This window comes from Paenarthrobacter sp. (assembly GCF_031180005.1).
Lineage (GTDB): Bacteria > Actinomycetota > Actinomycetes > Actinomycetales > Micrococcaceae > Arthrobacter.
On sequence record NZ_JAPSHI010000006.1, the window covers coordinates 135,318 to 162,315 of the forward strand.

The 26,998-nt window shown below is 62.4% G+C and carries 29 protein-coding genes; 14 read left to right on the forward strand and 15 right to left on the reverse strand.

Annotated features, from left to right (window positions below):
- Positions 1-71: 71 nt before the first annotated feature.
- The 4 genes from RIF72_RS06770 to RIF72_RS06785 form a co-directional block, all read right to left on the reverse strand.
- A complete protein-coding gene (locus tag RIF72_RS06770) occupies positions 72-1,004 on the reverse strand; it encodes a TauD/TfdA family dioxygenase (RefSeq protein ID WP_309074081.1) in 933 nt (310 codons plus the stop codon).
- Positions 1,005-1,069: 65 nt separating this feature from the next.
- Positions 1,070-2,017: an ABC transporter permease gene (locus tag RIF72_RS06775; protein ID WP_309074082.1), complete on the reverse strand. Its 948-nt coding sequence runs from the start codon at positions 2,015-2,017 to the stop codon at positions 1,070-1,072.
- Positions 2,017-2,904, reverse strand: coding sequence for an ABC transporter ATP-binding protein (locus tag RIF72_RS06780; protein ID WP_309074083.1), 888 nt, complete (start codon positions 2,902-2,904; stop codon positions 2,017-2,019). Before RIF72_RS06780 ends, RIF72_RS06775 begins: the two co-directional genes overlap by 1 nt.
- A 2-nt stretch (positions 2,905-2,906) precedes the next feature.
- Positions 2,907-3,932, reverse strand: a complete 1,026-nt coding sequence (locus tag RIF72_RS06785) for an ABC transporter substrate-binding protein (RefSeq protein WP_309074084.1) — start codon at positions 3,930-3,932, stop codon at positions 2,907-2,909.
- Between the two features lie 376 nt (positions 3,933-4,308).
- Between RIF72_RS06785 and RIF72_RS06790 the strand changes: the two genes are divergently transcribed.
- The 7 genes from RIF72_RS06790 to RIF72_RS06820 all read left to right on the forward strand — a co-directional run bounded on the left by RIF72_RS06790 (position 4,309) and on the right by RIF72_RS06820 (position 9,780).
- Positions 4,309-5,172: a CoA ester lyase gene (locus tag RIF72_RS06790; protein WP_309074085.1), complete on the forward strand. Its 864-nt coding sequence runs from the start codon at positions 4,309-4,311 to the stop codon at positions 5,170-5,172.
- 2 nt (positions 5,173-5,174) lie between these two features.
- Positions 5,175-6,092, forward strand: coding sequence for a DUF2797 domain-containing protein (locus tag RIF72_RS06795; protein WP_309074086.1), 918 nt, complete (start codon positions 5,175-5,177; stop codon positions 6,090-6,092).
- Between the two features lie 103 nt (positions 6,093-6,195).
- Entirely contained in the window at positions 6,196-6,420 is a 225-nt protein-coding gene (locus tag RIF72_RS06800) for a DUF3188 domain-containing protein (RefSeq protein WP_309074087.1), read from the forward strand.
- A gap of 50 nt (positions 6,421-6,470) precedes the next feature.
- Complete coding sequence (locus tag RIF72_RS06805; protein ID WP_309074088.1) at positions 6,471-6,920, forward strand: MaoC family dehydratase N-terminal domain-containing protein; 450 nt, start codon at positions 6,471-6,473, stop codon at positions 6,918-6,920.
- Positions 6,921-6,922: 2 nt separating this feature from the next.
- Entirely contained in the window at positions 6,923-7,360 is a 438-nt protein-coding gene (locus tag RIF72_RS06810; protein ID WP_309074089.1) for a MaoC family dehydratase, read from the forward strand.
- 41 nt (positions 7,361-7,401) lie between these two features.
- Complete coding sequence (locus RIF72_RS06815) at positions 7,402-8,703, forward strand: MFS transporter (protein ID WP_309074090.1); 1,302 nt, start codon at positions 7,402-7,404, stop codon at positions 8,701-8,703.
- Positions 8,704-8,712: 9 nt separating this feature from the next.
- Entirely contained in the window at positions 8,713-9,780 is a 1,068-nt protein-coding gene (locus tag RIF72_RS06820) for a UDP-N-acetylmuramate dehydrogenase (protein ID WP_309074091.1), read from the forward strand.
- Here RIF72_RS06820 and RIF72_RS06825 read toward each other — a convergent pair.
- Positions 9,777-10,256, reverse strand: coding sequence for a hypothetical protein (locus RIF72_RS06825; protein WP_309074092.1), 480 nt, complete (start codon positions 10,254-10,256; stop codon positions 9,777-9,779). The genes RIF72_RS06820 and RIF72_RS06825 overlap by 4 nt on opposite strands.
- 85 nt (positions 10,257-10,341) lie before the next feature.
- Here RIF72_RS06825 and RIF72_RS06830 point away from each other — a divergent pair, with 85 nt between their 5' ends.
- Positions 10,342-11,472, forward strand: a complete 1,131-nt coding sequence (locus RIF72_RS06830; protein ID WP_309074093.1) for a winged helix DNA-binding domain-containing protein — start codon at positions 10,342-10,344, stop codon at positions 11,470-11,472.
- 137 nt (positions 11,473-11,609) lie between these two features.
- A complete protein-coding gene (locus tag RIF72_RS06835; RefSeq protein WP_309074094.1) occupies positions 11,610-12,614 on the forward strand; it encodes a type IV toxin-antitoxin system AbiEi family antitoxin domain-containing protein in 1,005 nt (334 codons plus the stop codon).
- Between the two features lie 20 nt (positions 12,615-12,634).
- On the opposite strand, the gene asd is transcribed toward RIF72_RS06835, so the two are convergent.
- The 10 genes from asd to RIF72_RS06885 form a co-directional block, all read right to left on the reverse strand.
- Complete coding sequence (asd, locus tag RIF72_RS06840) at positions 12,635-13,777, reverse strand: aspartate-semialdehyde dehydrogenase (protein WP_309074095.1); 1,143 nt, start codon at positions 13,775-13,777, stop codon at positions 12,635-12,637.
- A 109-nt stretch (positions 13,778-13,886) separates the two neighbouring features.
- Positions 13,887-14,111, reverse strand: a complete 225-nt coding sequence (locus tag RIF72_RS06845) for an NF038396 family protein (RefSeq protein WP_054809086.1) — start codon at positions 14,109-14,111, stop codon at positions 13,887-13,889.
- Between the two features lie 2 nt (positions 14,112-14,113).
- A complete protein-coding gene (locus RIF72_RS06850) occupies positions 14,114-14,731 on the reverse strand; it encodes a dihydrofolate reductase (RefSeq protein ID WP_309074096.1) in 618 nt (205 codons plus the stop codon).
- On the reverse strand, positions 14,728-15,531 hold the full coding sequence (locus RIF72_RS06855; protein WP_309074097.1) for a thymidylate synthase: 804 nt from the start codon (positions 15,529-15,531) through the stop codon (positions 14,728-14,730). The genes RIF72_RS06850 and RIF72_RS06855 overlap by 4 nt, the downstream gene beginning before the upstream one ends.
- A complete protein-coding gene (locus tag RIF72_RS06860; RefSeq protein WP_309074098.1) occupies positions 15,528-15,926 on the reverse strand; it encodes a GntR family transcriptional regulator in 399 nt (132 codons plus the stop codon). The genes RIF72_RS06855 and RIF72_RS06860 overlap by 4 nt, the downstream gene beginning before the upstream one ends.
- Positions 15,923-17,590: a hypothetical protein gene (locus RIF72_RS06865; protein ID WP_309074099.1), complete on the reverse strand. Its 1,668-nt coding sequence runs from the start codon at positions 17,588-17,590 to the stop codon at positions 15,923-15,925. Before RIF72_RS06865 ends, RIF72_RS06860 begins: the two co-directional genes overlap by 4 nt.
- 67 nt (positions 17,591-17,657) lie before the next feature.
- Positions 17,658-18,626, reverse strand: coding sequence for an NUDIX hydrolase (locus RIF72_RS06870; protein WP_309074100.1), 969 nt, complete (start codon positions 18,624-18,626; stop codon positions 17,658-17,660).
- 8 nt (positions 18,627-18,634) lie between these two features.
- Entirely contained in the window at positions 18,635-20,884 is a 2,250-nt protein-coding gene (locus RIF72_RS06875) for an RNA degradosome polyphosphate kinase (RefSeq protein ID WP_309074101.1), read from the reverse strand.
- Positions 20,885-20,987: 103 nt separating this feature from the next.
- A complete protein-coding gene (gene mshD / locus RIF72_RS06880) occupies positions 20,988-21,959 on the reverse strand; it encodes a mycothiol synthase (RefSeq protein ID WP_309074102.1) in 972 nt (323 codons plus the stop codon).
- Between the two features lie 240 nt (positions 21,960-22,199).
- Entirely contained in the window at positions 22,200-22,898 is a 699-nt protein-coding gene (locus RIF72_RS06885) for a response regulator transcription factor (protein WP_018776718.1), read from the reverse strand.
- A gap of 260 nt (positions 22,899-23,158) precedes the next feature.
- On the opposite strand from RIF72_RS06885, the gene RIF72_RS06890 reads away from it, so the two are divergent.
- The 5 genes from RIF72_RS06890 to RIF72_RS06910 all read left to right on the forward strand — a co-directional run bounded on the left by RIF72_RS06890 (position 23,159) and on the right by RIF72_RS06910 (position 26,941).
- Positions 23,159-23,893, forward strand: a complete 735-nt coding sequence (locus RIF72_RS06890; RefSeq protein ID WP_309074103.1) for a permease — start codon at positions 23,159-23,161, stop codon at positions 23,891-23,893.
- Positions 23,894-24,058: 165 nt separating this feature from the next.
- Positions 24,059-24,658 (forward strand): FABP family protein, encoded by a 600-nt coding sequence (locus RIF72_RS06895; RefSeq protein ID WP_142938340.1) that lies wholly within the window; start codon positions 24,059-24,061, stop codon positions 24,656-24,658.
- Positions 24,659-24,707: 49 nt separating this feature from the next.
- Entirely contained in the window at positions 24,708-25,427 is a 720-nt protein-coding gene (locus RIF72_RS06900; protein ID WP_309074104.1) for a flavodoxin family protein, read from the forward strand.
- A gap of 39 nt (positions 25,428-25,466) precedes the next feature.
- Complete coding sequence (locus RIF72_RS06905) at positions 25,467-26,552, forward strand: folate-binding protein (protein WP_309074105.1); 1,086 nt, start codon at positions 25,467-25,469, stop codon at positions 26,550-26,552.
- Positions 26,549-26,941 carry an ankyrin repeat domain-containing protein gene (locus tag RIF72_RS06910; RefSeq protein WP_309074106.1) on the forward strand — a complete coding sequence of 131 codons (393 nt, stop codon included), beginning with the start codon at positions 26,549-26,551 and terminating at the stop codon, positions 26,939-26,941. The genes RIF72_RS06905 and RIF72_RS06910 overlap by 4 nt, the downstream gene beginning before the upstream one ends.
- Positions 26,942-26,998: the final 57 nt, after the last annotated feature.

The window sequence follows — 26,998 nt, forward strand, 5'->3', positions numbered from 1 at the left end:
CAGTTGAGGCCGTTTCCAACGCTCAGAACGGCCTGAACTGCGACTCAGTTGGGTGCGAACAGCCACACATACTACGAGGCGTCGCTGATCGGAGCCACCACGGAGTACGTGCTCGAGTCACCCTGCAAGGCCTGGCTGGGCTTGCCATCGATGCTCACCGGAATGTCTCCCGCAATAGTCACACGGTTGAGCTTGCGGGGCTGGCCGTCGTAGTTGTCCGGTGCGTAGTGCTGGGTGATGCGGTTATCGAACAGGACCACTTGGTTGGGCTCCCAGTTCACCCTGACCACGTTCTCAGGACGCGTCACGTACGCCTGCAGCAGGCGGATGATGTCCCTGGATTCAGTGTTGGACAGGCCCACAATCCGAAGCCGCTGCGCGAAGCCCCCAATGAACAATCCGCGCTCGCCGGTCAACGGGTGGACCCTCACCACAGGGTGGGCGGTTTCGAACTTCAGCCGGGTGAATTCCTTGCGTCGTTCTTCCGCGTTGGAGTGCTCAAGGTTCTTGGGCACCGAGTAGTCGTAGTCGTTGGTGTGGATGGCCCACAGAGTGTTCGCGAAGTTCCGCAACTCTTCCGGGAGGTCCTGGTAAGCCCCGGCCGAGGACGCGATCAGGGTCTCGCCACCGTAGGCGGGGAGATCGATGCTGCGCAGCGTGGAGGCCTGCGGCGGGTTGATCACGAAGGTGACGTCCGTGTGCCAATTATTGGCCGAACCGTTCTCGCTGTCCACGGGCAGGACATTCTCTTCGCCGTCCACGGAAGCGACCGTCGGGTGCGCCTTGGTCAGCGGTCCAAAATGCGAAGCGAACTTCACCTGGGCTTCGTCCGTGAGGATGTTGGCCTCGCGGAAAACAAGTGCCTTGTGCTCGTTCAGCGCAGCCCGGATCTGGGCAACAGTTTCTTCGCTCAGGTCTCCGCTGATGTCCAGGCCACGGATTTCGGCGCCGATGCGGGAGCCGAGTTTGGCGAACTCGAGCTTGGTTTCGGTTATGACGGTCATGACGTGTTCCTTACTTGTTGTGATGGATCTTGTTGTGATGGTCGCAGCGGGTGCCACGGGGTGGGTCAGGAAGCTGCGGCGCCAACAGCGGTCCGCCAGCGGGAGAAGTGCTTTTCAAGGGCTACCAGCAGGAAGTTCACGCCGAGCCCCAGCAAGGACACCGTGAGGATGCCCGCATACATTTCCGGGATGAGGAAGCTGCTCTGCGCATTCACGATCAGGTACCCCAGCCCAGCCTTGGCTCCCACCATTTCGGCGGCGATCAGCACCAGGATGGAGGCGGTGCCGGCCATGCGGATGCCCGTGAAGATCGTGGGTACGGCTGATGGGAGAATGACCTTCTGGAAGAGCCTGAAGCTGTTGAGCCCCAAGGAGCGGGCGGCCCTGATCAGCAGGGGGTCCACCGTCTTCACCCCGGCAATGGTGTTGAGGAGCACCGGGAAGAAGGCCGCGTACGCCACGATACTGATCTTGGACTCCTCGCCGATGCCCAGCAGCAGCGTGAAAACAGGCAGAAGGGCCAGCGCCGCTGTGTTGCGGAAAAGCTCCAGCAACGGATTCAGGACCGAGTTCAGGCGTCCGTACCAAGCGATGAGCAAGCCCAGGGAGACACCCGCCACCAGCGCTGCGCCGAAGCCGGTCACGGACCGGGTGAGGCTGGCCGCGATATGGCCTTGGATGCTGCCGGCTTCGAAGAGCTTGCCCCACGCTAACAGCACTTCATGCAGCGGTGGAAGGAACACCCTGGTGGACGGGCTCGCCAAATACGTTGGTCCAAGCTCCCACAGCGCCAGGAAAGCCAGGACAGCTGCGGACTTCCACAGACCCGACCCCACGGCACCGGCGACGCGTCGCACTATGCCGGGGGCCGGCGTCGTCCGCTCTCCAGTTGCTGCCCGAGTGTCGGAAGCCGCCTGAGTATCGGAAGGCCCGACGGCGGCACTTGCGTCAGTCGCCGTACCCGACTTGGACCCTGCAGCGGCAGATTCGGCTTGAGCGAGTGTGGTGCTCATCAGGCGGCGCTCCTTTCAGTGATGGTTGCCGGTTCGTCCGGCGCGCTGCCGTCAGGCAGGATCTTGCGGTGGCCGGCGTCCTGCGCCCGGCGGACTTCATCGTGCAGGAGCGTCCACACCTGGTGGCGGTGCTCCACAAAGGCTTGGTTGGAACGGATGTCCTCGTCGCCGTCACGGTCCGGGATGTTGATGTCCACGATTTCCTTGAGCCGGCCCGGGCGGGCGCTCAGCACCGCGACGCGCTCGCCGAGGTACACAGCTTCATCGATGCCGTGCGTGATGAAGACAATGGTCTTGCCGGTGGCCTTCCAGATCCTGAGGAGCTCATCCTGAAGCTGCTCGCGGGTCTGGGCGTCCAAGGCCGCGAACGGCTCGTCCATCAGCAGCACATCCGGCTCATAGGCCAGGCTTCGGGCGATGGCAACACGCTGCTTCATGCCGCCGGAGAGTTCGTGAGGGTAGCGGTCCTCGAAGCCCGCCAGGCCTACGAGGGCCAGGTATTCGCTGGCTTTCGCGGCGCGTTCGCGGCGGTTCAGCTTCTTGCCGTCCGGTCCCACACCTTCGAGCCCAATGGAGACGTTGGCCGAGGCCGTACGCCAGGGGAACAACGCATACTGCTGGAACACCACGGCGCGGTCCTTGCCCGGCCCGGTGACGGTTTTGCCATCCACCAGGACTTCACCGGAAGTCGGGGTGGAGAGCCCGGCCAGGAGGTCCAGGAGCGTGGTCTTGCCCGAGCCGCTGGGCCCCACCAAGGTGAGGAATTCGCCGTCGCGGACGTCCAAGCTCAAGGAATCTATAGCGGTGAGGCGGGTGGCGCTTGTGGTTTTGGTGGCCCGTACCGTGAATTCCTTGGTGACGTTCCGGAGGCTGATTTTGGCGGTCATGGCTATCCCTTCTCTGCAGCGAGCTCGTTGAACTCGTTCGTGTAGTACTTGGAAGGCGTGAGCTTGTCCTTGACGATCCCAGAGGAGTTCAGCCAAGCCTCCCAGCGGGTGAAGTCCTCATCCTTGATGACACCGTTTTCCGGAACGCCGGGGCTCTTCCAGAACTTCAGGTTTGCTGTGCTCTCATTGCGGCCACGGCCCTCGATGATCTTGGTGTAGCGCGCAATGACCTCCTCGCGGGGTGTTTCAGTGGCCCATTTGATTGCTTTTGCAATGGCGGTGGTGAAGGTCCGGGTGGTGCTGGGGTTCTTCTCGATGAAGTCGTTGCGGAGCACAATCTGGCCGCCGGCGAACGTGCCGAACAGTTCGTAGTCGTTGAACAGCGACCTCAACCCGCCGGCCTCGATGGCCCGGTCCTGCAGGACGCCGCCCAATGTTCCGGCGTCCACTTGGCCGCGGCGGATGGCTTCTTCGGTGTCATTCGGCGCGAGTGGCACCAGTTGGACTTGCTTGACCTCGTCCTGGCTGAGCCCGTTCTTTGTCAGGTAGGTGTTGATGACGGCTTCATGGTGGGCGCCGAGGGTGTTGACGGCGATCTTCTTGCCGATCAGGTCCCGCGGTTCCTTGATGGCGCTGTCCGCTTTCAGGTAGTAGCCGCTGAAGTTCTTCTCGTCGGCGCCGTAGTAGTTGATGACGCCTTTCACGGGCGCCCCGGCTTCGATGAGTTTGGTGACGGCGCCGGTGAACGCGCCACCAAAATCGGTCTGGTTTGTGGCCGCTGACTGGATGTCCTGGGGGCCGCTGGTGGTGTTTCCCACCCACTTCAGCTTGACGTCACCCAGGTATCCAAGGTCTTCCGCCAATTCCGGGAAGGTGACCTGGTTGGCCCAGCCCTGGTACCGGAGTTCCGTGATTTCGTTGCCGGCTTGAGCGCCTTGCCCGGCTTCGGCTGCACCGCCGCAACCGGACACCGTCAGCGCTAGTACGACGGCGGCCGCGACGCTTAGCAGGGGCAGGTGCAGTTTCATGGGAGCTACTTTCGATGGGTTGTGATGTGTTGGGTGGCCTGCTTACGCAAGGGCTTGGGAGCCTTGAACGGCTTGGGAACGATGTAAACCCATCCCGACGCCGGCTGGGAAGTGCGGTGGTAACGCCCGGAAACGCTGCGAAACAGCCCGAAACGGAACGAAATCCGGGGCCATTCCCGGCAACCCTGGGACACAAAGACGCTGCGTTGAGTCCTGTGAACAACAACGACAGGTGGGTCGGCTATGACTGGCGCCTACCGCCGTCGGGCGTTCATACTGCGGGACCCCACAGTCATATGGGATTTAGTTCGTATTGATCCTCACAACGGGGCGGAATTCTTCGCTGTGCGGGGTGCCGGACGGATACGGTAGATACATGACGTCTAGCATCGCCGCCGAATCAGTTCGGCCTACCCGCAATATTCCCGCCGACATCGCCCGTTCCTGGCTCCTTGTGAATGCCATGAAGACGGAGCTTTTTGACGAATCCGCGGGTTCACGTGCAGACGCGATCATCCTTGACATCGAGGACGCCGTTGACCCTTCCCAGAAGGACATCGCCCGCGAGAACGTCATCAACTGGTTGACCGCCGGTGGCAAGGCGTGGGTCCGCATCAACGACGCCACCAGCGCGTTCTGGGCCGATGACCTCGCTGGATTGCGCGGCACCCCGGGCCTGCTCGGCGTCATGCTCGCAAAGACCGAGTCGGCTGACCAGGTCACAGAGTCCTACCACCGCATGGACGGCAAGACTCCCGTGATCGCCTTGGTCGAGTCTGCCCTCGGCATTGAGGAAGCCAATCACATTGCGCGTGCGCAGGGTGCATTCCGTCTTGCTTTCGGGTCCGGCGATTTCCGCCGCGACACGGGTATGGCAGCCACCCCGGAGGCCATGGCTTATCCGCGCGCCAAGCTTGTTGTCGCCAGCCGCGTAGGTAACCTGCCGGGCCCCATCGACGGCCCCACGGTGGGAACCAACCACCCCATCCTGCGTGAGCAGACGGGCATCACCGTGACCATGGGCATGACCGGCAAGCTCTGCCTGGCCATCGACCAGACCACCGTGATCAATGAGGTCATCAGCCCCACGCCTTCGGACGTCGCCTGGGCCACGGACTTCATGAACGACTTCGAGGCCAACGGCCGTGTCATTCGGGATGGTTCCGACCTTCCGCGCCTGGGCCGTGCTGAGAAGATCATGAAGCTCGCAGTGGCCTTCGGAGTCCAGCCTTCCCTGTAAGCATGCTTATCCACGGAGTCGCTTGGGACACTTTGTCCCCTTCGTTGCGGATGTTCACGCTGGACGCGCAGTTCAGTGACGTCTCGTTGGCCCAGGGTTCGACCCTGGGCCTGCGCGTTATCCCCGGTTTGTGGTGCCTTGGCCACACGAAGGTCCACGGCCCGGGGGACCGGACGCATGTCCCGTGCCGCAGCGGTTCTCCAGCCGAGCGTGGGAAGCAATGCGGAGCCTGCTTTGCGCGGGACGACTCCCGGCTGATGCACGATTTCCACCGTGGCACGTCCGTTCCCACCGGTCTCCGCGCCTACCTGATGCAACCGCACTGGCTTTACGTGGCCACGTTCGGGAACGGTGCCACCAAAGTGGGGACGGCCTCCGCACCCCGCAAATGGAACAGGCTTGCCGAACAGGGCGCTGTGCACGCCTCCTATGTGGCGCACGCCGAGGACGGCCGCGTTGTTCGTGTTCTCGAGGACTTGGTGACCCGTGAGCTCGGTCTCGTCCAGCAGGTCCGTTCCGCTGCCAAGGCCGCAGGACTCGTGGAGCCGCGTGCCGGCGTCGAGCTTTTGGCGCTGAACCGTCAGCATGCCGGCCGGGTGCGCGAGCTGCTGGGTGGTTTGGCGATGTCCGGCTACGCGGCTGTGGAGGAAGAGTGGGAACGCCCAGCGTTGGCGGAGCGTCTCTGCGCTGGCGCCGAAGGAGCGCGTCGCCACCCCTACCCGGCAACGTTCGACGGCGGCTGGCACGGTTTGCGGATCCACTCACTCTCCGGGGCGATCGCCTTGGCGGGCCTCCCGGACGCTGCGGGCAACGAGGTAGAGGGCAGCTTCGTGGCAGACCTGGGTGCTTTGAAGGGCCGCAAGATCGAGTTCGGCCGGCACACCACGGAAATCCCGGCTCTGCAGGACTCCTTGTTCTAACCCCTCATCGCCCCCCTTTGCGTTGTGAGGCCCTCTTTGCGGGGTATTTCTGGGTTTTGGGATGCAGAGTAGGCCTCGCAACGCGCGCCGGTAGACTTGGACGGTGCTAGAACAATTTTGGGCCACCGCCTCCACGTCCTACAAAGTGATGGTTTTCAGCGCGATGGGTCTCATCGCCGTCGGGCTCGTGCTGTCCATTGTGGGGAACACCTCCGGTAACCAAGGCTTGGCTATTGCTTCATTGCCCGTCATCGGCGTTGGCCTGCTGCTCCATGTTGCAGGACTGGTGGTTCGCGGCCAGAAGATCCGCAAGAGCTACAAGAAGTAACGCCTTCACCCAAGCAACGTGCTGCACCCGAGGCCCGATAGGGTTGGAGCATGAGTATCAATCCGGACCTGCAGGGCCGAAGCTACCCTGCCGCAGAGGTATACGACGTCGGCCGAGAAAAGATCCGCGAGTTTGCCACGGCCGTGAAAGCCAGCAACCCCGCGCATTTTGACGTTGAGGCAGCCAAGGCCCTGGGCCACAGCGACCTCGTAGCCCCGCCAACATTCGCCATCATCGTGGCCCAGCGTGCTGACGCCCAGTTGGTGCAGGACCCGGAGTCGGGCATTGACTTCTCACGGGTGGTCCACGCCGACCAGCGGTTCACGCACCACCGCCCCATCGTCGCCGGCGACCGTTTGGTTGCTGAGTTGCACGTTGACGGAGTACGCGCCATGGGCGGGGGAGCCATGATCACTACCCGTTCCGAGATTTCCACCGAGGCAGGCGAAAGGGTCGCCACCACCACGTCGTCCATCCTGGTCCGCGGAGAGGGACAGTAACCATGAGCCCCACATTCGAAGAACTGACGATCGGCCAGGAAATCGGCACCCGCAGCATTGATGTCACCCGCCAGGACCTGGTCAAGTACGCAGGAGCCTCGGGCGACTTCAACCCGATCCACTGGAATGAAGCCTTTGCAACCTCCGTGGAACTGCCGGGCGTCATCGCGCACGGCATGTTCACCATGGGTGCCGCAGTGCAGTTGGTGAGCGACTGGGCAGTGGACCCCGCCGCCGTCGTGGACTACCAGACCCGTTTCACCAAGCCCGTCCTCGTCACCGACACCACCGGGACCGATGAGGCCGGCGCTGTCATCGATGTCACCGGCGTTGTTGGAGCGCTCGACGCCGATGCCCGCACCGCGCGCATCGATCTCACCGTCGTTGCCGGCGGACAAAAAGTCCTCATGAAGTCGCAGGCAGTTGTGAAGCTCTCTTGAACCAACCGAACACCACTCAACGGCGCGCCACTTCGACTGAAATGTCGCGGTGGCGCGCCGCTGTTCTTGCTTCCTATGCGGCCAGCGGTATCGCCTTCGCCACGTGGGTTTCCCGCCTCCCTGCCATCCGCGATGGACTGAACCTCACGCCGGGTGGCATCGGTCTTTTGCTCATGTGCATGACGGTTGCATCGTTCATCTCAATCTCAGCTTCGGGGCTCATTGTGCTGCGGCTGGGTCCCAAGCTGACCACGAGGATCGGCAGCTGCATGGTGGGTGCGGGTCTTGTCATCGTGGGTGTGGGCACCTCTATTGCGGCCAATCCCTTGGTGGTCGCTGCCGGCTTGGTAGTCCTTGGCCTGGGCACGGCCAGCTGGAACACTGCGTCCAATGTGGAAGGTGCGTCGCTCGAACGCGAGTTGGAGCGGCACATCATGCCCCACCTGCATGGTGCGTTCAGCCTCGGAACCGTGGCCGCTGCGGGATTTGGTGCTTGGGCCGCTGCCGTCCACATGCCGGTGTTCCGGCATTTCCTGATCTCAGGCGTCGTAGTGACAGCCTCGGTGGTGGCTGCAACGTTCTGGTTCCGCGCGGAAAAGACCGCTGCAGCTACGCAGACCTACCGCTCGAAGGAAACGGACACCTTCCGCGACCCTTCCACTGGTCCACTGCCCATCATCACTCCCGAACCGGCCGCCCCTCGGACGGAGGCTGGCAAAGCCGCCGCTCCTCTGGATAACAAGCGCCTGGTCGCCCTTGCCTGGCGTGACCGCCGGACTTTGCTGATCGGGGTCCTGGTCCTTGGTTTGGCCTTGGCAGAAGGAGCCGCCGGAGACTGGGTGGCACTGGCACTGGCACTGGCTGACGGCTACGGGCAGTCCGACGCCGCGGGTGCTGTCGGTTATGGACTTTTCGTCACCTTCATGACCATCGGGCGTTTCACCGGCACTGTCATCCTGGATCGATTTGGCCGCGTAGTGGTGATGCGCTGGTGCTCGGCCACCGCCGTCGTGGGTCTTGCGCTCTTTGTTTTTGCTCCCGTCCCGTGGCTCGCGTTCGTGGCCTTGGCGGTGTGGGGCCTGGGTGCCTCACTCGGATTCCCCGTGGGAATGTCTGCCGCTGCGGATGATCCTGTGCACGCAGCGGCCCGTGTGTCGGTGGTGTCCACCATTGGCTACGGCGCCTTCTTGTGCGGTCCGCCGCTCCTGGGACTCCTGGCTGAACATTTTGGCATCCTGCTTTCGCTGCTGGCACCGCTGGCTTTGCTGGTGGTCAGCTTCTTCCTTGCACCTTTGGCCGGCCAACAGGAGGCGAAGTCTGCGCAGCCCAGCGAAGCCCGTTAGGCTTGATTGGTGACCCAAACGCTGCTTTCCGAACTGACCACTGCTGCCGTTGGCGGCCCCGCGGGCAACTATGTTGAGGCTCGCACTGAGGCAGAAATCATCGACGCCGTCCGCTCGGCCGACGCTGCCGGCGAAAAACTCCTGATCATCGGCGGGGGCTCCAATCTGCTGATCTCCGATGAAGGCTACCCCGGTACGGTCCTGAAAATTGCCTCCGAAGGATTCACCGTGAACTCGGAGGACAGTTGTGGAGGCGTGTCCGTTGTGGTGCAGGCAGGCCACAACTGGGACGCCCTGGTGGAATACGCGGTGCTGCACGCCTGGTCAGGCCTGGAAGCATTGTCCGGAATTCCGGGAGCCACCGGAGCCACGCCCGTTCAAAATGTGGGAGCCTACGGCGCGGATGTTTCACAGACCATTGCGGTTGTGCGCACCTGGGACCGCGAACGCAACGCGGTACAGACTTTCACCAACTCCGAGCTCAAGTTTGGATACCGCGACTCCATCCTGAAGCAGACCACGGTTGAGGGCTCGCCCCGCTACGTTGTGTTGACTGTCGAGTTCCAGTTGCCGCTGGGACGGATGAGTGCCCCCATCAGGTACGCCGAGCTGGCAAGGGTGCTGGGCGTAGAGGCCGGCAAGCGCGCCTACTCCAACGATGTGCGGCGCGAAGTCCTCCGGCTCCGGGCTTCCAAGGGCATGGTCCTGGATTCTGCAGACCGCGACACCTATTCCACGGGTTCATTCTTCACCAACCCGATCGTCCCAGCAGAGCGTGCATCGTCGCTGCCGGAGAACGCGCCCAAATATCCCGCTGGCGAAGACGGACTCGTGAAGCTCTCCGCTGCATGGCTCATCGATCAGGCCGGGTTCGGTAAGGGCTTCGGACTCGAGGAGTCCAGTGTTTCCGGCGGGCGGGCTTCCCTGTCCACCAAACACACACTTGCCATCACCAACAGGGGTTCAGCAACGGCTACGGACATGGTGGCCATCGCGCGCGAGGTTCGTTCCGGCGTCGTCGAGCGCTTCGGCATTGAACTGCACCCGGAACCGTTGCTGATCGGCGTCAACCTCTAGCGAGTGCGCCTCTCGGCAATCGGCAGGACCTTGTTGAGCAGCAGGAACGTGAGGCCGCAACTAACCGCTCCCAGCAGGAAGATCTGGCTGAACGCGATACTTTGCGGCGACGGTCCGCTGGGCATGAACAGCCCGGCCGTGGCGAAGCCGACCAAGCCCAGGAGCAGGACGATCGCACCGAGCAGGAAGCTTCGGACCTGGGCCGCGGCGGCCGGGTAGAACCAAGGTTCCGGGGCGTCGTCATCACGGTCGGCCACGGGCTGGGTGGCGGCAGCGGTTCCGATGAGAAGGGCGGCTGCCGCAGTTGCCACCAGACTTACTGTCTGAATGGCCTGCATTGAAGGGGAGAGCCTCACACCGGTCCCTACCGCCACTATCAGCCCGGCGCCAAGCCCTACGAGCGTGCAGAACCAACCGGCGGTAGCCAACCACCGGCTCATCGGCCGCACGAACGGAGCTAGATCACCAAAAAGCATGAACCCATCCTAGGATCTACGGCTGGGTGACGGCTGGGAGGCACGGCAAGGTTCCCTGTGCTGGCCGGTCCTCTTAGGATGAAGCATGCCTGCAGAGAGAAGTACTCCCACTCCGCGCGTCATGGGCCGGTTGCGCCTGGCCAGCCAAGGCCTGTTGGGTGGCGGCTTCACTGGAGTTTCGGACGCGGTTCGCTGGATGACCGCCATGCAGGCACAGGATCTTGGCTCAGCTTTGTGGGCAGTAGGCCAGCGCGTTCCGGGCACGGTTGCGTCAGACGTCCGGGCCGCCCTCGACGCCGGGACGGTGGTCCGTTCGTGGCCCATGCGCGGGACACTGCACTTGATTGCTCCCGAGGACCTCCGCTGGATTCTTGGTATCACCAGTGCCCGACTGATGGCTTCACTTGCAGCCCGCCACCGTGAACTGGGCATCACCCCTGATGACATCAGCCATTGCCGGGATATCGCGTTCAAAACCGCTGAGGTCCTCAAAGCAGCGGGGGCGCCGGGTGCTACCCGGGAGCAGCTGTTTCAAGCGTTCGAGGAAGCAGGACAGCCCACCAAGGCGCAGCGTGGCATTCATTTGCTGGGGAGCCTTTGCCAGCGTGCCTGGCTGGTCCAAGGGCCGATGGCAGGGAGCAACGGCAAAGTAGGTGTGCAGCAACTCTTCGTGCCGTTCGACGAGTGGATTCCAAACTCGAGGGACCTGGGACGCGAGGAGGGAATCGCCGAGCTGCTGTTCCGCTACATCCAGAGCCACGGCCCCGCCACCATCAAGGATTTTTCGTGGTGGAGCCAAGTGCCCATGACGGAAGCGCGCAAAGCGCTGAACGAGGTACAGGGCCGCCTGGCTGAGCTGCAGTTCGGCGGCACCAGTTATTGGCTCTCGCCGGAGACAGCAGAAATGCTCGACGACGGCGTCCCCGGCTCGCGCTCGTTCCTGGCGCTCCCGGGGTTCGATGAATTCCTGCTCGGGTACCAGGACCGAAGCCTGGTGCTGGCTCCCGAGTATGCGGAATTGGTGGTGCCTGGCAAGAACGGAGTGTTCAAACGGATCATGGTGTCCGGCGGAGAAGTGGTGGGCACGTGGGCGAGGACCGCGACCGGCAAGACCATAGGTGTGGTGCCGGAACCGTTCTCGGGAGAGTTGGGACCGGCCGCTGAGCGTTCGTTCCAAGCCCAGGGCCGCGCCTACCTGAAGTTCATGGCCGGTTGACTTGGAGGCTCACTAACGCGTTGCCGGCCCGCAGTTACGTTGCTGGCCGGCAACGTAATCACGGCCGCACAACGAGTTTGTCCACATACGGTGCCCGGCACCTGCCGCACAGCCCGCCCCAGACGCACGATGGGCCCATGCAACGGAGAAAACTTGATGCCCTGATCGCCACCCATTGGCCCGACACCGTCATTGCCACCACCACGGATCTTGCAGTGAAAGGGCTGAGTGACCGGGTCCTGACGCTCGGCGTACGCTCCGGAACGCTGATCAGGCTCCGGCGGGGCGCCTATATTCGGACACGTGATTGGCGCCAGCAGAAACCGTGGGAGCAAGAGCTACTGCGAATACAGGCACATCATTCCAACGTGAGCCGCAGAAGCGTCTACAGTCATGCAAGTGCCGCCCGGTTGCATGGGTGCTCTCCGTGGGATGTGGGTTCCTCGGTTCACGTCACCATGCCATTCTCACCTGCCCAAGCAAGCTCTGGTGGGGACGTCACAGCCCATGGCGGCCTTTTGGAACCGTCGGAGATGGTTGAGTTACAGGCGTCGTGGCCCCGGCCCGTACGTGTCACCAGTTTGGAGCGTACTCTCGTCGATTGTGCCCGGACCATGGACTTGGAACGGGCCGTGATTATCGCAGATCAAGCGCTCCGCCGCGGTGCGAATCAGCTGTTGCTTCAAGCCTATGTGGACAGCGGACGCATCACACGGGGTGTTCGCCGCGTTCGCCGTGTGCTTGAAGCAATGGATGCCAGGTCCGAATCGGTGGGGGAGACCCGCACACGGATTCTGCTGAACAGGCTTGGCATCCGGGGCGCCGTCCTCCAGCTCGACGTGGACACCCCTCTCGGGCGGTACCGGGGCGACTTCGGCTGGAAGGACCAACGAGTGATCCTCGAGTTCGATGGCCGCGCCAAGTATTTCGAATATGCACCTACTAACGAGGTCATATTCAACGAACGTCGTCGGGAGAAGGCCCTTGTGGACTCTGGCTGGGAGGTTGTCCGTATCGAGTGGGAGCAACTCAGCAGGCCGTGGGAAGTGGAACGGAGGCTCAAAGCCGCGTTGGAGCGGAAGCCGTATGAACGTCGAAAACCCGCTGTTCCGTTGCTGGGCAGCAACGGAACAGCGGGTTAGCGACGTGCTAAGCCGGGCAGCTAGAGCTTGCCCGTCACAATGTTGAGCATGCGGCGGAGCGGCTCGGCTGCGCCCCACAGGAGCTGGTCTCCCACGGTGAAGGCGCTGATGTATTCCGGGCCCATTTCGAGCTTGCGGATACGGCCCACGGGGATGTCCAATGTGCCGGAGGCAGCCACGGGGGTCAGGTCCGCCATGGAGGCTTCCTTGGTGTTGGGAACAACCTTGGCCCATTCGTTGTCCTTGGCCAGGAGGTTCTCGATTTCCGTCACGGACAGGTCTTCGCGCAGCTTGAGCGTGAGGGCCTGGGAGTGTGAACGCATGGCGCCGATGCGGATGCACAGGCCGTCCATGGCGACGTGGTCCTTGCCTGCGGTGCCGTTTCCGGTGCCGAGGATCTTGTTGGTCTCCACCCCGGCCTTCCACTCTTCCTTCGACTGGCCGTTGCCAAGATCCGCATCGATCCACGGAATGAGGGAGCCGGCCAGCGGCACGCCGAATTGGGTGGCGTCAACGCCGGTGCGCTGGGCGGCGAGGACCTTGTGGTCGATTTCGAGAATGGCAGAGGCGGGATCGTCCAATTCGCTGCTGACCTCGTTGTTGAGGGTGCCGAATTGGTTGAGGAGCTCACGCATGTGCCGGGCACCGCCACCTGAAGCTGCCTGGTATGTCATGGAGGTGCCCCACTCGACCAGGTTGTTCTTGAACAGGCCGCCGAGGCCCATCAGCATGCAGGAAACCGTACAGTTGCCACCGACGAAGTCCTTCACGCCACCGGAAAGTCCGGCGTCGATGACATCGCGGTTGATGGGGTCCAGCACGATGATCGAGTCGTCGTTCATGCGCAGGGTGGAAGCAGCATCGATCCACAGGCCATCCCAACCGCGGTTGCGGAGTTCGCCGTGGACCTGCTTGGTGTAGTCGCCACCCTGGGCGGTGACAATAATCGGCAGCTTGGCCAGCGTCTCAATATCGAACGCATTCTCGAGCTTGCCAGCCCCATCAGCGAACGACGGGGAGGCACCTCCTGCGTTCGAGGTGGAGAAAAATACCGGGTTGATGTTGGCGAAGTCGTTCTCTTCCTGCATGCGCTGCATCAGGACGGAGCCGACCATGCCACGCCAACCGACCAGTCCAACGGACGGATTAGCTGCTGTAGTCATTCACCAAGTCTAAACTTTCCAAGGGAACTGCCGCTGTTGGTTACGTCACGCACGCACTGCACGACGACGGCACTCGCCAGCCGCAGTAAGAAGCGGCTGACACGCGTGGCTAGAGGCTGCCTGCGTCGGGCTCCTGAAGAAGGAGGGCTTTGCGCTTGCGCAGGGCAAAGAAAGCACCAAACGTAAAGACCTGCGTGACAACGATCAGCACGATGATCCCGGCGATTCTGTTGCCGCCCAGGATCATGGTGAGACCCACAATGGCAGAGATCAGGGCGAAGAGCGGCAGCAGCATATAGCCCAGCACGAACAGGGTTTCAGGTTTTTTCAGCATGCTTAGTCTTCCTGGGTTTCTTGGCTTGCGTTCCGGCGCCATGTGGTGAACTGGTAGTTGGTACCGTTTTGGGCGGTGAGCCAGCCTTCGGACGGGGCTACGGCGTCGAAGGTCCAATCATCACCGAGTTCCGGAGCGAAAGTGTCGCCTTCCAGGTCCTCGTCGATGATGGTGATCACGGCCAGGTTGGCGATGCCCATGGACTGTTGAAAAATTTCGCCGCCGCCGATAATCCACACTTTCTGTCCCCCGGGGGCGAACTGCGACTCCAGCAGTGCCGCATCAAGGGATGAAACCACGACGGCGCCCTCCGCCTCGGGAGTGGAGGCCCAGTCGGCGTTGCGGGTCACCACAATGTTGGTGCGGCCGGGGAGCGGACGGTACTTTTCGGGGAACGACAGCCAGGTCTTGCGGCCCATGATGACGGGGTGCCCCGTGGTGAGCTGGCTGAAGTGCTTCAAGTCCTCGGGCAGGTGCCACGGCATGGAGCCGTCCTTACCGATCACGCCGGACTTGGTTTGGGCCCAGACCAGTCCGATGCCCGTCATTCGGGCCGCGGTCTCCTGGGTGAAGATGACGCCGGGAAGCTGGGATGGAGTCTCAGGGGTAGGCATGCTCATACCGCGATCGGGGCCTTGATGGTGGGGTGGTGGCGGTAATCCACAACCTCGAAGTCATCCAGCGTGTAGTCGAAGATGGAGTCCGGCTTACGGAGGATCTTCAACTGCGGATACTCGTATGGCTCCCGGGTGAGCTGCTCGGCAACCTGGTCAACGTGATTGTCGTAGACGTGGACATCGCCACCGGTCCAGACGAATTCGCCAGGTTCAAGCCCCAGTTGCTGGGCGACCATGCACGTCAGCAGGGCATAGGAGGCAATGTTGAAGGGGACGCCCAGGAAGGTGTCTGCGGAACGCTGGTACAGCTGGCAGGACAGCTTGCCATCCGCCACGTAGAACTGGAAGAACGCGTGGCAGGGCGGCAATGCCATGTCCTTGAGCTCGGACACGTTCCAAGCCGACACAATGTGGCGCCGGGAATCGGGGTTGGCGGCCAGGTTGGTCATGAGCTCGGAGATCTGGTCGATGTGGCCGCCATCGGGAGTTGGCCAGCTACGCCACTGGACGCCATAGACGGGGCCCAGTTCGCCGTCGGCGTCCGCCCATTCGTCCCAGATGGAGACGCCCTGATCCTGCATCCACTTCACATTCGAGTCACCGCGCAGGAACCACAGGAGTTCTACTGCCACGGATTTGAAGTGGACCCGCTTGGTGGTGATGAGCGGGAAGCTCTCGGCGAGATCGAACCTCAGCTGGCGGCCGAAAACGCTGCGCGTTCCGGTTCCGGTGCGGTCCGACTTGTGTGTGCCGTTGGCCATGACGTCGCGCAGAAGGTCTTCATATGGGGTGGGGATGCTCACGAGTCCAGCTTACTTGTTTGGGCAAGTCGTCCCCGAAGCAGGTCCACGAGCGATTCGTCACCTATGCCTACGTCGCGCGACGTTCGAATCAAATCGTCGACGGCGGCAATAACCGCGGCGTCTCCGCCCGCCACGGCAAGTGTCGGCTGAGGTGGCCCGACGACGATAGTCCCGTTTCGCCGTCGTGATTCAATCAATCCCGACTGCTCAAGTTCTTTATAGGCGCGAGCCACAGTTCCAGCGGCGATACCAAGATCGGCGGCCAGGCTGCGGACCGTGGGAAGCCGGCTCCCGGGTTGCAAAACCCCTACCGCAATCAGCGAGCTGAGTTGTCGTCGGATCTGCTCGTAGGGCGGCACCGGATCGGAAAGGTCCAAGGTAATTCCGGCAGTCATTGTGCGCGTTCCCCATGTTTGACAGGCTCGCCGCGGGGGATGGCGCGGAACAGGCTGCGCACCGGTACCACCGCGACGATTACGGCGCTGGCCGCCAGCACCATTCCGACCGTGATGGCCGGGCTGGGTGCCAGCGGATATTCGCCATCGCCCGGTGAAAACACGCTGTACCAGGCGTCGCCGGTGATCATCAGCAGCGCTCCCGCCTGCCCCAGGCAGTATGCGGCCAGTGTCCTCACGATTCGATACATGCTGATGGCCCTCAGGGCGGCGTCCAGGCCTCTGTCACGCTCGCTTTCCGGAATACCACGACGCCGGCGCACGACGAGGCTGGCCACCGTACCTGTTCCGGCAACCGCAGCAGAGAGCAGAAGAACAGCGTGCCATGTCCTGGGGACAAAGGGCTGTTCTTCCGCGGCCACGGCGAAGGCTACTGCCACGGCAAGCACCAATGCGCTTCCGATCGCGAAGGAGAGCAATCCTCGCGAAACGGGCTGTCGCGGCCAGTGGATTGGCGCTTCGGTTCGTCCGTAATTTCGCGCCATCAACGCCTCACCCGCCGCAATGGCCGCCAGCAGAGTCGCGGCAGCAATGGCGGTCAGGACGGGAAAAGGCCATGGATTGAGAGGACGCAGGGCGACAAGGATCACCACCACTCCGGCCAGGAGCGTGAGTCCGCCCACGACGCCCAACACCGCGCCAAGGGAGATGGTGAGCCGGACAGCGCCGTGCGTTCGGGAATCGGCGCGCAGCGTGTTTGCGCTCGTGGTTTTCCGGACTTTGAGAAGCGACGGGAGTTCAGGGACCTTCCACCACAACATGGCGAGGAGCACTGCCATGTTGACAATCCCCAGGACATTGAACCAGGACGACTGCCACACTGCACCCGGCGCCGGTTGTGCCGCGAAGTTGCCGGCGATGGAAGCCAGCCCGGCGGCGATGGTCGCGACGGTCCGGAGAAGCCGGTTAGTGGCAATGGTCCGGAGTGTTCGATTGTCGTCGCCGTCGAGGGTTTCCAACTGCCTGCGCCGGGCGATCAGGAGAAGGACCACCCAGGTTCCCAGGGCCAGGACCAGCAAAGCCCCGCCCAGCCACAGCGCCATATCCGAGCCCGGAATCCGACCGTCCTGCCCTTGAAACGTCGTAGTGGGGGCAGAGGGTGCGTTGGGCTGCTGGGGGGAAGCCGGCGGCGCAGGCTGTGCCGGCACCAGGGCGGCGTGCCCAGGCAACGCTGCGATCCATGCAATGGCCAACGCTGCGTAGAGAAAGATCACGCCTGTGGTCCGCGCGAGATTTCGGGGAAGGAAGTCCCTGATTCTGCGGACCGTCAGTTCCGCGTATCTGCGGGGTGCCTTCGGTGCGGGGTAGCTTAGTTGACCCAAGGCGTGAACGGCGAGGCAGGCCAGGACGGGCCAGGCTAGAGCGACGCCGATCTGGTCCGGAGTTGCGGGGGCGCTGGAACCCATGGGGTTCGCGCGAATGATCCCCGCGTTCATGGCACCCTGCAGGGAACTGGCCATCCACCCGATGATGCCTACCCACCACCCGTGGGAGGCAACGGCCTGGGCATCCGGCTTGGACCAGACCTGCATGCGCAGAAACAAGTACAGGATGACGGCGCCGATTACAGGCCCCAGGAAAAACAACGTTGGCAGAACAACCACAGCAAGACCCCCACATCTTTTGTATCAATCTACTGATACAAAGAAGTGAAGGTCAAGCAAGCAGTTCCTAGTCGTCGAAAGGCTTGACCTGCTCAACGGACACTATTTTCCGTTCAGACCCGCGAGCTACCTGGCAAACAACAACTTCACCGGGCGACAGGTAGGGATCAGCGGAAGGAAGCAGGGCACGCAGTGCCTGCGACATGTGTTGGCCCAGCTGCTTCAGCGCCGTGGGCAGGGCCGGGCGATGTGTACACACAGCGATCGGCACCTGCTTGTCGAACAGGGCCTCAACAGCTGCTGCGGTCTTCTTGGGGGAGCGTTGGTGGGTGTGCTCGGTGAGTGCTTCCACCAGTTTCACCTTGACTCCGCTGGCCTTGGCATAGGGGGCGATAGTGGCGACACAACGCGCCCAAGGGCTGGTTACAACACGTTGCGGTTTCCACACCTCCAGGAGACGCTGGACAGCCACTGCCTGGCGCTGGCCGGTAGCTGCCAAGGGACGATCGCCCTCGGCCTTTGTCCATGAGGAGCGCGGCTTCGCCTTGGCATGGCGGATCAAAACCAACGGCCATGTGTCCAATTCCCCGCGGACGTGGGCCTTCTCGAGGTATTCGAGCGGTTCCACATCCGTAGGGTTGCTCAGGAAGTTGGCCGCCCGGTCCGGGCTGCACCACATGACGCTGTCCACTTCTTTGCCGTCGGGCCGAAGCTGCGCTCCATTGACCTTGACGGCCCAGTACCGGACCACCTTCAAGCCGGCAGCCACGTGATAGTGGATCGCTGGAAGAGGAATGCCCAGCGGTGCCTTTAGCCCAATCTCTTCCCACACTTCGCGGGCGGCGCACTCGGGAACTGTTTCGCCGGCGTCGAGCTTTCCTTTGGGCCATGACCAATCGTCATAACGTGGACGATGGATCAGGAGGACCTCAAGGCCACCCTTGGTGACGCGCCAAGGAATGGCGCCGGCGGCGACAACGGCCACCGGCTCGCCGGGGTGGTCTGTTTGATCCGCCACGGGAGTATCGCTGTTCAACTGGGTCCTTACCGCCGGGCCGCTGCGCGCTGGCGTGAACGGGAAGCCAGAAGCCAGGACTGCATGTCCAACAATGGCTTGCCGTCTTCGTCCAAATGGTGCCTGGTCCAGTGCCCGCTATCGTCCAAGTGCCAGCTGGCTGTCCCGTCGTCGACGTAGCGCCGCATCAGGTCCATGACTGTAGCGGTGTCTTCCTTGCTGGCGAGCTGCACCAGTGCCTCCACGCGGCGGTCCAGGTTGCGGTGCATCATGTCGGCCGAGCCGATGAACACTACGGGTTCGCCACCGTTTCCAAAGGCAAAGACGCGTGAGTGTTCAAGGAAGCGTCCCAGCACGGAGCGGACCGTGATGTTCTCGCTCAGTCCCGGCACTCCCGGACGCAGCGAACAAATGCCACGAACCACGACGTCTACCTTCACGCCAGCCTGCGAGGCCCGGTAGAGGGCGTCGATGATGGCTTCGTCCACCATCGAGTTGACCTTGATCTGCACCAAGCCCGGAACACCGGCGCGTGCATTGCGGATTTCGGTTTCAATCCTGTCCACCAAGCCTGCTCGTACCGAGCGCGGTGCCACCAGCAACCTCTTGAACGTTGACTTGGGTGCGTAGCCGGAGAGCTGGTTGAACAGCTTGGAGAGATCTTCGCCCACTTGTTCATTCGCGGTCAGCAAGCCAAGGTCTTCGTAATAGCGGGCTGTGCGCGGGTGGTAGTTGCCTGTGCCGATGTGGCAGTAGCGCCGCAGTCCGTCCACTTCCTGGCGAACCACCAAGGACAACTTGCAGTGGGTTTTCAGGCCGACAATGCCGTACACCACGTGGACGCCTGCTTGTTCGAGCTTTCGCGCCCAGGAAATATTGGCTTGCTCATCAAAGCGGGCCTTGATCTCCACCAAGGCCAGGACCTGCTTGCCTGCTTCCGCGGCGTCAATCAGAGCATCAACGATCGGGGAGTCGCCGGAGGTCCGGTACAGGGTTTGCTTGATGGCCTGCACCTTGGGATCCGCTGCAGCCTGCTCCAGGAAGGCCTGGACGGAGGTGGAGAAGGAGTCGTAAGGGTGGTGCAGGAGGATGTCCCTGCGGCGCATGGCGGCAAAGACGTTTGCGGCCTTGGACGTTTCGGACTCGTTGAGGTAACGGGAAGTGTGGGGAACGTGCTTGGGGTAGTGGAGGTCGGCGCGGTCAATGCCGCTGATGGCAGACAAACCACGGAGATCCAAGGGGGCGGGTACGGAGTAGACCTCGGACTCTTCAACCCCGAGCTCACGGATCAAGAGTGCCTTGATGTTCGGGTTGATATCGGTGGTGACTTCGAGGCGGACCGGCGGGCCAAAGCGGCGGCGCAGGAGTTCCTTCTCCAAGGCCTGCAGGAGGTTCTCGGCGTCGTCTTCTTCTACTTCCAGATCCTCATTGCGGGTGACGCGGAAGGTGTGGTGTTCCAGGACTTCCATCCCGGGGAAAAGCTTGTCCAAGTGGACAGCGATGACTTCTTCCAAGGCGATGAAACGGGCTACGCGGCCGGGGATGGCGCCAGCGCGCGGTCCGTCCACGGAAATGAGTCGGGGCAGCTGATCGGGAACCTTAACGCGGGCGAAGAGCTCTTTGTCGCTGATCGGGTTGCTGACGATCACGGCAAGGTTGAGGGAGAGGCCCGAGATGTAGGGGAAGGGGTGCGCAGGGTCCACTGCCAGCGGCGTCAGGATGGGAAAGACCTTCTCCTGGAACATGATGCTGATCCGGTGACGGGCATCCTCGTCCAGTTCATTCCAGTGCATGATGTGGATGTGCTCGTAGGCCAAGGCGGGACGGATCTGCTCGGCGAAGACCCGCGCGTGGCGTTCCTGCAGCTTGTGGGCCTCTTCGCTGATCTGTTCCAGCACCTCAATGGGACTCAGTCCCGCGGGGGAGGGCACGGCGAGCCCGGTGGCGATGCGGCGTTTGAGGCCAGCCACGCGCACCATGAAGAACTCGTCAAGGTTGGAGGCGAAGATGGAGAGGAAATTGACACGTTCCAGCAGGTAAAGATCAGGATCTTCGGCGAGTTCCAGCACTCGGGAGTTGAAGGCCAACCAGCTCAGTTCGCGGTCCAGGAAACGATCCGGGGAGATGTCGCCCTCGGGCTCCAGGCTCGGCGCGAATTCCGGAATATCGATGCGGTCCTGGGTGGCTCGCGAGGCCGGCACTTCCGATGATCCGAAGCGTGGGGGCAGGGTTGCACCCTTCGAGGTGGATCCGGCGGTGCCGACGGGGTCCGGCTGCATGGGGTTCTCCTAAGCTCAGGACGGGGTTTCCTCCCACATTACAAGGAATTTCGGTGCTCGAATCCAAGATGTCACAGGCTTTCCGGCAACTCAGCCCGTCAGGTTAATTTTTGGTTAAAGGCCCATACATCACGTCGGTGTCCCAGCGAACAAAGCCAAGCTTCTGATATAGAGCTACTGCTGCCTCATTGTCGGCATCAACGTAGAGCATCACGGCATGCAGGCCTTGGTCCTGGAGATGCTTGATGCCCGCAACCGTGAGGGCTTTGCCAAGCCCCAAACCTTGCGCTGCCGGAGTCACACCCACCACGTAGACCTCGCCGATGGCCGGGTGGGGGCCTTGCCGGGGGTGGACCTTGGTCCAGTGGAAACCCTGCAATTCACCTTCAGCGTTTACAGCCAGCAGGAAACCTGCAGGATCGAACCAATCCTCAGCCTTACGCGCCTCGAGATCCGCCAGTGTCATGGAACCCTGTTCGGGGTGGTGGGAAAACGCAGCCCTGTTCGCGGCAAGCCACGCCTTCTCATCCTGGCCCGGCACGAAGGCGCGGAGCGAAACACCGTCCGGGAGTCCGGCGTCGGGCAGTGCAGCGGTTGAAGACATCAACCGCATCTTCCACAGTTCGCGCATGGGACCGTAATTGAAACGCGTGGCCAATTCGGCGGCGGCCTCATGGTTGCCGTGGGACCACGCGCTTAATCCGTCGAGGCCCCGCTTGCCCTGCAGCGCACCCAGAAGCCTTCCGGCCACACCCTGGTTGCGGTAGCTGGGGTGAACGGCCAACTCCAGGACACCGCTTCCGTCCTCACTTTCAACGACGACGGCGACGCCCGCCAGATCCTCTCCGGTGACCGGATCGGAATCTTCGTCCGGTGCATACAAGACGAAGGACAAGACGGAATGCTCGCCCGAATCCGCACCGCGCAGCATGACAAACGTCTGTTCGGAGAAGGGCGGATTCCCGTCCGACTCCCCGGCGGCTGCCGCGAGGGTCTTGACGTCCCTAAGGAGTTCGGTGTCCAAAGCTCCGGCAATGATCAGTACGGGCCAGTTTTCCGGGTGCGCGTGACTCATGATGCAAGGCTATACGTCCGGTGCAACCCTGATGATTTGATGTCACTGGAAATGGGAGGTAGTCTCAATATCTCGTTCGGCTCTGCGGTTTGTCCGTGAGTCAGCGCAGGGGGGATCCACCAATGGGGTGGCCTCGATACGTTCGACCCGTATGTCCTCCACCAAGAAACAAAGAAGAGGCCGGGATCCATGTGGATCCCGGCCTCTTCTTTGTTTTGCTTCATCTGTCCGCGTTGTTGCTCAGGCTTCGGACAGCTCATCGTCCGGGAGGCGGACAAGAGTGAGACGGTAGCCGACGTTGCGGACTGTACTGATCAGGTTCTCGTGATCCACGCCCAACTTGGCCCGAAGCCGCCGGATGTGGACGTCCACTGTCCGGGTGCCTCCGTAGTAGTCGTAGCCCCACACCTCGGTCAGCAGTTGCTGGCGGGTGAATACCCGGCCCGGGTGCTGGGCCAAGTACTTCAGGAGTTCGAACTCCTTGAACGTCAGGTTGAGTGGCTGGCCGCTGACACGGGCGGTATAGCTTGCCTCGTCAATCACGACGCCGGCTGCCCGGATTTCGGTCTGGGTTTCTTCTTCGCCGGGGACTGCACGCGCCATGGCCAGCCTGATGCGGGCCTCGACTTCCGCGGGCCCGGCCGAGTCCAGGACAATGTCATCCACTGCCCAGGCTGATGAGACAGCGGCCATGCCGCCTTCCGTGAGGATCAACATGAGCGGCGCGCTGAGGCCGGTGGCCTTCAGTAACTGGGTCAGTGAGCGGGCGCCCACCAGATCCTTCCGGGCATCCAGGAAGACGATATCCGTGGGGTCGGTTTCGAGTAGTGCTGTGGGTTCTGCCGGGAGGATGTGCACGCGGTGGTTCAGCAACTCCAAGGCAGGCAAAATGTCCACCGACGAGCCGGTGCTGTTCGTTAGGAGCAGGATGTGCGACATAGTTCCTCCAATGGGCTGTACGCGCATCATCGGGCGTCGAAACCGGAGTCTCACCGGTCGGTCACAACGCATTGGCAACCTCTCCCGTTGTAACGGGATCGCGGCCAACACAGTGCGCTGTTGAAGTCTGAGTATACCCATCAGTGCCTTACGACACATGGATTCGTGACGGGGAAGCGCTGGAATTACGACATATTGGGCCGGCTTAAGGCAGGATTGTCGAGAGGTCGTAAGGCGCATCGGATTGAGGTCGGCACACAGTGAAGTCTTGGAGCATCGGGGTATTCGGACTCGTGGCGCTCGCAGCCATCGTGGCCAGCACCTTCGTTTCCCGGGAAGCCATGGTGGGTGCAGGCATCATGGCGTCAGCGGCAGTCGGGATCGGGTGGCCGCACTTCCTGGCTGTCCCGGCCAAGAAAACGCTCGCCGCCGTCATTGGTCTTGCCGGCGCGGGATCTGCTGTCACTGCTGCCTATATGCCGGCGCCCGGGTTCCTGGACGGTACACCCGCGTTCGTGGCTTTGGGCGTGATGGCAGTGTTCGTCGTCCAATTAGTCAGGGGCACCGGGCAGGCCCAACGCTTGGAATCCACCCTCGGATGCTCTGCCGGTGTGCTGTTGAACTGCTTGGGTGCGGGATGGATCGCCAGTGCACGGTTCAACGGCGTCAAGGAGATGGTCCTCGTGGCCGGACTCAGTGCGGCAGTTGCCCTGCTGGTGGGAATCATCCGCTGGCCGGACCGGATCGTGGCTCCGCTCGGGGTGTTGATGGCTGGACTGATGGGACCGCTGGCAGGTCTTGTTTTCTCGGATATCGCCGTGCTTCCGGCCGCTTTGGTTGGCGTGGTGGTGGGATCCGTCCTGGTGTGCTTCCGGCGGATGACCACCCTCCGGCGGGGGCGCTTGAACATCCCGGCAGCAATAGGAATGGGCGTAGCGCCTGTTTGGGCTGTGGGGGCCTTGGCTTACTTCATAGACAAACTACTCATCTACTAACGGTTAGGATTGCATCATGTCTGTACTCGCATTTGAAATCTTCTTCCTCGTTCTCCTTGGCCTGGCCAGCGTCGCCATGGCATGGTTTGCGGGATTTGTCGTTTACCGCCTTTTCAAGGGCCAGAAGTAACCTTCTGATCCTGCAGCTCGACAGAGGTAATCGTTGTGCCTATTGAGATCCCAACAGATCTGACGCCCGAACTCGTCCCTCTTTCCTGGCTCATTGGTGAGTGGGAAGGCCGCGGCCGGCTCGGCAGCGGAGACGAGGATTCCGAGCATTTCGTCCAGCACGTGTCTTTCACCCACAACGGGCTCCCGTACCTGCAGTACCGGGCCGAGACCTGGCTCAGTGACGACGCCGGCGAAAAGCTGCGTCCGTTGACCGTTGAGACAGGGTTCTGGGCGTTGGAACGGAAGCTTGAAGAGGGCGACGGCGGCCCCGGCCTGATCCCGGCCGACATCGTCCCCGTCCTCAAGACTGCTGACGAAGTCGAGGAACGTCGCAACAAGGAGGGCGGCTTCGACATTTCGGTGTCGATTTCCCACCCCGGCGGAATCACCGAGCTCTACTACGGCCAGATCAAAGGTCCCCAGATCCAGCTGAGCACCGACATGGTGATGCGTGGCAGCCACTCCAAGGAGTACACGGCGGCCACCCGCATCTTCGGCCTGGTGGACGGCAACCTCCTGTGGCGCTGGGACGTCGCTGCCAGCGGCAAGGCCCTCGAAGCGCACGCCTCGGCATTCCTCAACAAGGTGTCCTGACCCGAGGCCTCACTGTACGTTCCACAGCAACCAGCAGAAGGAGCAGATAGTGAACAACCTCAAACCGGAGGGCTACCGCGGGCTTAAGGCTGTCTTTTTCAATGGGACACTGAAGCCCTCGCCGCAGCTCAGCAATACCGACGGCCTGATCAAAATCAGCCGGGACATCATGGAGAAGCAGGGCGTCAGTACCCGCCTCATCCGGACCGTGGACCACGACATCGCCAGTGGTGTGTATCCGGACATGCGCGAGCATGGCTGGAAGACCGACGAGTGGCCGGAGATCTACCCGCATGTCCGCGATGCCGACATCGTTGTGGTTGCCGGACCCATCTGGTTGGGCGACAACTCGTCCATGACCAAGAAACTCATCGAACGGTTGTATGCCCACTCGGGCGAACTGAACAGCAAGGGTCAATGGGCGTTCTACCCCAAGGTGGGTGGCTGCCTCATCACCGGCAATGAAGACGGCATCAAACACTGTTCCATGAACGTCCTTTACAGTCTTCAGCACATCGGCTTCACCATTCCGCCCCAGGCCGACGCCGGGTGGATCGGCCCGGTGGGACCCGGACCCAGCTATCTTGATGAAGGATCGGGCGGGCCGGAGAATGATTTTACTAACAGGAATGCCACCTTCATGACGTGGAACCTGCTCCACATGGCCAAGCTCCTGCGGGATGCCGGGGGAATCCCTGCCTACGGCAACCTGCCGGAGGAATGGAAAGCGGGCACCCGATTCGATTTCGAAAACCCGGAATTCCGCTGACCACGGAATACGGCTGACCCTCAAGGACTTCTACTACATATGACTTACAAGAGCCCCCTGTTGTCGCGCCCTGGCGCCGTTGAAGATACCGGCCTCGATGCCGGCGTCGCGGCCCACTACGGCGAACCACTGCGTGAGCAGCGCGCCCTGGCAACCGGTACCGCCGTCGTCGATCTTTCGCACCGTGGCATAGTGACCGTTACCGGCCCGGATCGGCTCAGCTGGTTGAACACGCTCTCGTCCCAGCAGCTCACCAACCTCCAGCCCGGGGTCGCCAGCGAACTGCTGCTGCTCAGCGTCCAGGGCCGCATCGAGTTCGATGCCCGCGTAATTGACGACGGCAGCACCACGTGGCTGGTTGTTGAGACCGCCGAAGCCGCGCCGCTGGCTGAGTGGTTGAACAGGATGAAGTTCATGCTTCGCGTCGAGATCGAGGACGTCTCGGAGCAGTGGGCCGTGTTGGGCGCCACCAAGCCGGTGGAGCAGCTGTCCGGCCGCTTGGTGTGGGAGGATCCATGGCCGCACGTCAGCCCTGGGGGATACGCGTACAGCATCGTTCCCGAGGAATCGCATCCTGGGCTTGAACGCCCTTGGTTCGAGTACCTTGTGCCGGCCACCGAGTTGGAACAATCCGTGGAAGGCCTTCCCCTGGCCGGAGCCATGGCGGCAGATGCCTTGAGGATTGCGGCGTGGCGGCCCCGCCTCGGCGCTGAGACTGATGAAAAGACGATTCCCCACGAACTGGATCTCTTGAGGACCTCGGTGCACCTGAACAAAGGCTGCTACAAGGGCCAGGAGACCATCGCGCGTGTCCACAACCTTGGCCACCCGCCCCGGCGCCTCGTGTTCCTCCAGCTTGATGGATCGCAGCACACGTTGCCAGCCGTTGGCAGCGTCGTATTTGTCGGAGAGCGCAAGGTAGGTAATCTGACATCGGTGGCGCAGCACTTTGAAATGGGACCCGTTGCTTTGGCCGTGATCAAGCGGTCCGTTTCGGCGGAGGAAACCCTGACGGTGATGGACGGTGAGGAGCCTTACATCGCTGCCCAGGAAGTGATCGTCGCCCCCGACGCCGGCCAGGTTGTCGGGCGCCAGACCGGATTCCTGAAGGGACCCCACCGATGACCCAAGCTACAGGCCCCGACGACGAAACGTTGGCCCTGGCCCACGCCTTGTTCGATGCTGCCCGCGAAGGTGATACAGAACTGCTGCGTGGCTACTTGAACGCCGGTGCTCCTGCCACGCTGACGAATGCCGCTGGGGACTCCCTGCTGATGCTGGCGGCCTACCACGGGCACGAGGAAGCCGTGCAGCTCATCCTCCATCACGGTGCTGACGTAAACGCAGCGAATGATCGCGGACAGACTCCACTCGCCGGAGCGGTCTTCAAGGGATACACCGGAGTGGCCCGGGTCCTGCTGGACGCAGGAGCAGATCCCGACGCCGGAACTCCCACAGCGCGCGAGGCCGCCTCGATGTTCGCCAGATCAGAGATTCAAGCCCTCCTGGGGTAGCAACTATCACGAGGGGAGCCCGGTCGCTTAGCGGCCGGGCTTTCTTGCGCCCTGATA

Bases quoted from the DNA above. Each gene is read 5' to 3' on its own strand.
- RIF72_RS06795 (WP_309074086.1), top strand. From the start codon at position 5,175: ATGCTTATCCACGGAGTCGCTTGGGACACTTTGTCCCCTTCGTTGCGG.
- RIF72_RS06835 (WP_309074094.1), top strand. From the start codon at position 11,610: ATGCAACGGAGAAAACTTGATGCCCTGATCGCCACCCATTGGCCCGAC.
- RIF72_RS06885 (WP_018776718.1), bottom strand. From the start codon at position 22,898: ATGTCGCACATCCTGCTCCTAACGAACAGCACCGGCTCGTCGGTGGAC.
- asd (WP_309074095.1), bottom strand. From the start codon at position 13,777: ATGACTACAGCAGCTAATCCGTCCGTTGGACTGGTCGGTTGGCGTGGC.
- RIF72_RS06825 (WP_309074092.1), bottom strand. From the start codon at position 10,256: ATGCTTTTTGGTGATCTAGCTCCGTTCGTGCGGCCGATGAGCCGGTGG.
- RIF72_RS06905 (WP_309074105.1), top strand. From the start codon at position 25,467: ATGACTTACAAGAGCCCCCTGTTGTCGCGCCCTGGCGCCGTTGAAGAT.
- RIF72_RS06770 (WP_309074081.1), bottom strand. From the start codon at position 1,004: ATGACCGTCATAACCGAAACCAAGCTCGAGTTCGCCAAACTCGGCTCC.
- RIF72_RS06790 (WP_309074085.1), top strand. From the start codon at position 4,309: ATGACGTCTAGCATCGCCGCCGAATCAGTTCGGCCTACCCGCAATATT.
- RIF72_RS06910 (WP_309074106.1), top strand. From the start codon at position 26,549: ATGACCCAAGCTACAGGCCCCGACGACGAAACGTTGGCCCTGGCCCAC.
- RIF72_RS06860 (WP_309074098.1), bottom strand. From the start codon at position 15,926: ATGACTGCCGGAATTACCTTGGACCTTTCCGATCCGGTGCCGCCCTAC.
- mshD (WP_309074102.1), bottom strand. From the start codon at position 21,959: ATGAGTCACGCGCACCCGGAAAACTGGCCCGTACTGATCATTGCCGGA.
- RIF72_RS06875 (WP_309074101.1), bottom strand. From the start codon at position 20,884: ATGCAGCCGGACCCCGTCGGCACCGCCGGATCCACCTCGAAGGGTGCA.
- RIF72_RS06850 (WP_309074096.1), bottom strand. From the start codon at position 14,731: ATGAGCATGCCTACCCCTGAGACTCCATCCCAGCTTCCCGGCGTCATC.
- RIF72_RS06775 (WP_309074082.1), bottom strand. From the start codon at position 2,017: ATGAGCACCACACTCGCTCAAGCCGAATCTGCCGCTGCAGGGTCCAAG.
- RIF72_RS06780 (WP_309074083.1), bottom strand. From the start codon at position 2,904: ATGACCGCCAAAATCAGCCTCCGGAACGTCACCAAGGAATTCACGGTA.
- RIF72_RS06810 (WP_309074089.1), top strand. From the start codon at position 6,923: ATGAGCCCCACATTCGAAGAACTGACGATCGGCCAGGAAATCGGCACC.
- RIF72_RS06805 (WP_309074088.1), top strand. From the start codon at position 6,471: ATGAGTATCAATCCGGACCTGCAGGGCCGAAGCTACCCTGCCGCAGAG.
- RIF72_RS06830 (WP_309074093.1), top strand. From the start codon at position 10,342: ATGCCTGCAGAGAGAAGTACTCCCACTCCGCGCGTCATGGGCCGGTTG.
- RIF72_RS06785 (WP_309074084.1), bottom strand. From the start codon at position 3,932: ATGAAACTGCACCTGCCCCTGCTAAGCGTCGCGGCCGCCGTCGTACTA.
- RIF72_RS06845 (WP_054809086.1), bottom strand. From the start codon at position 14,111: ATGCTGAAAAAACCTGAAACCCTGTTCGTGCTGGGCTATATGCTGCTG.
- RIF72_RS06815 (WP_309074090.1), top strand. From the start codon at position 7,402: ATGTCGCGGTGGCGCGCCGCTGTTCTTGCTTCCTATGCGGCCAGCGGT.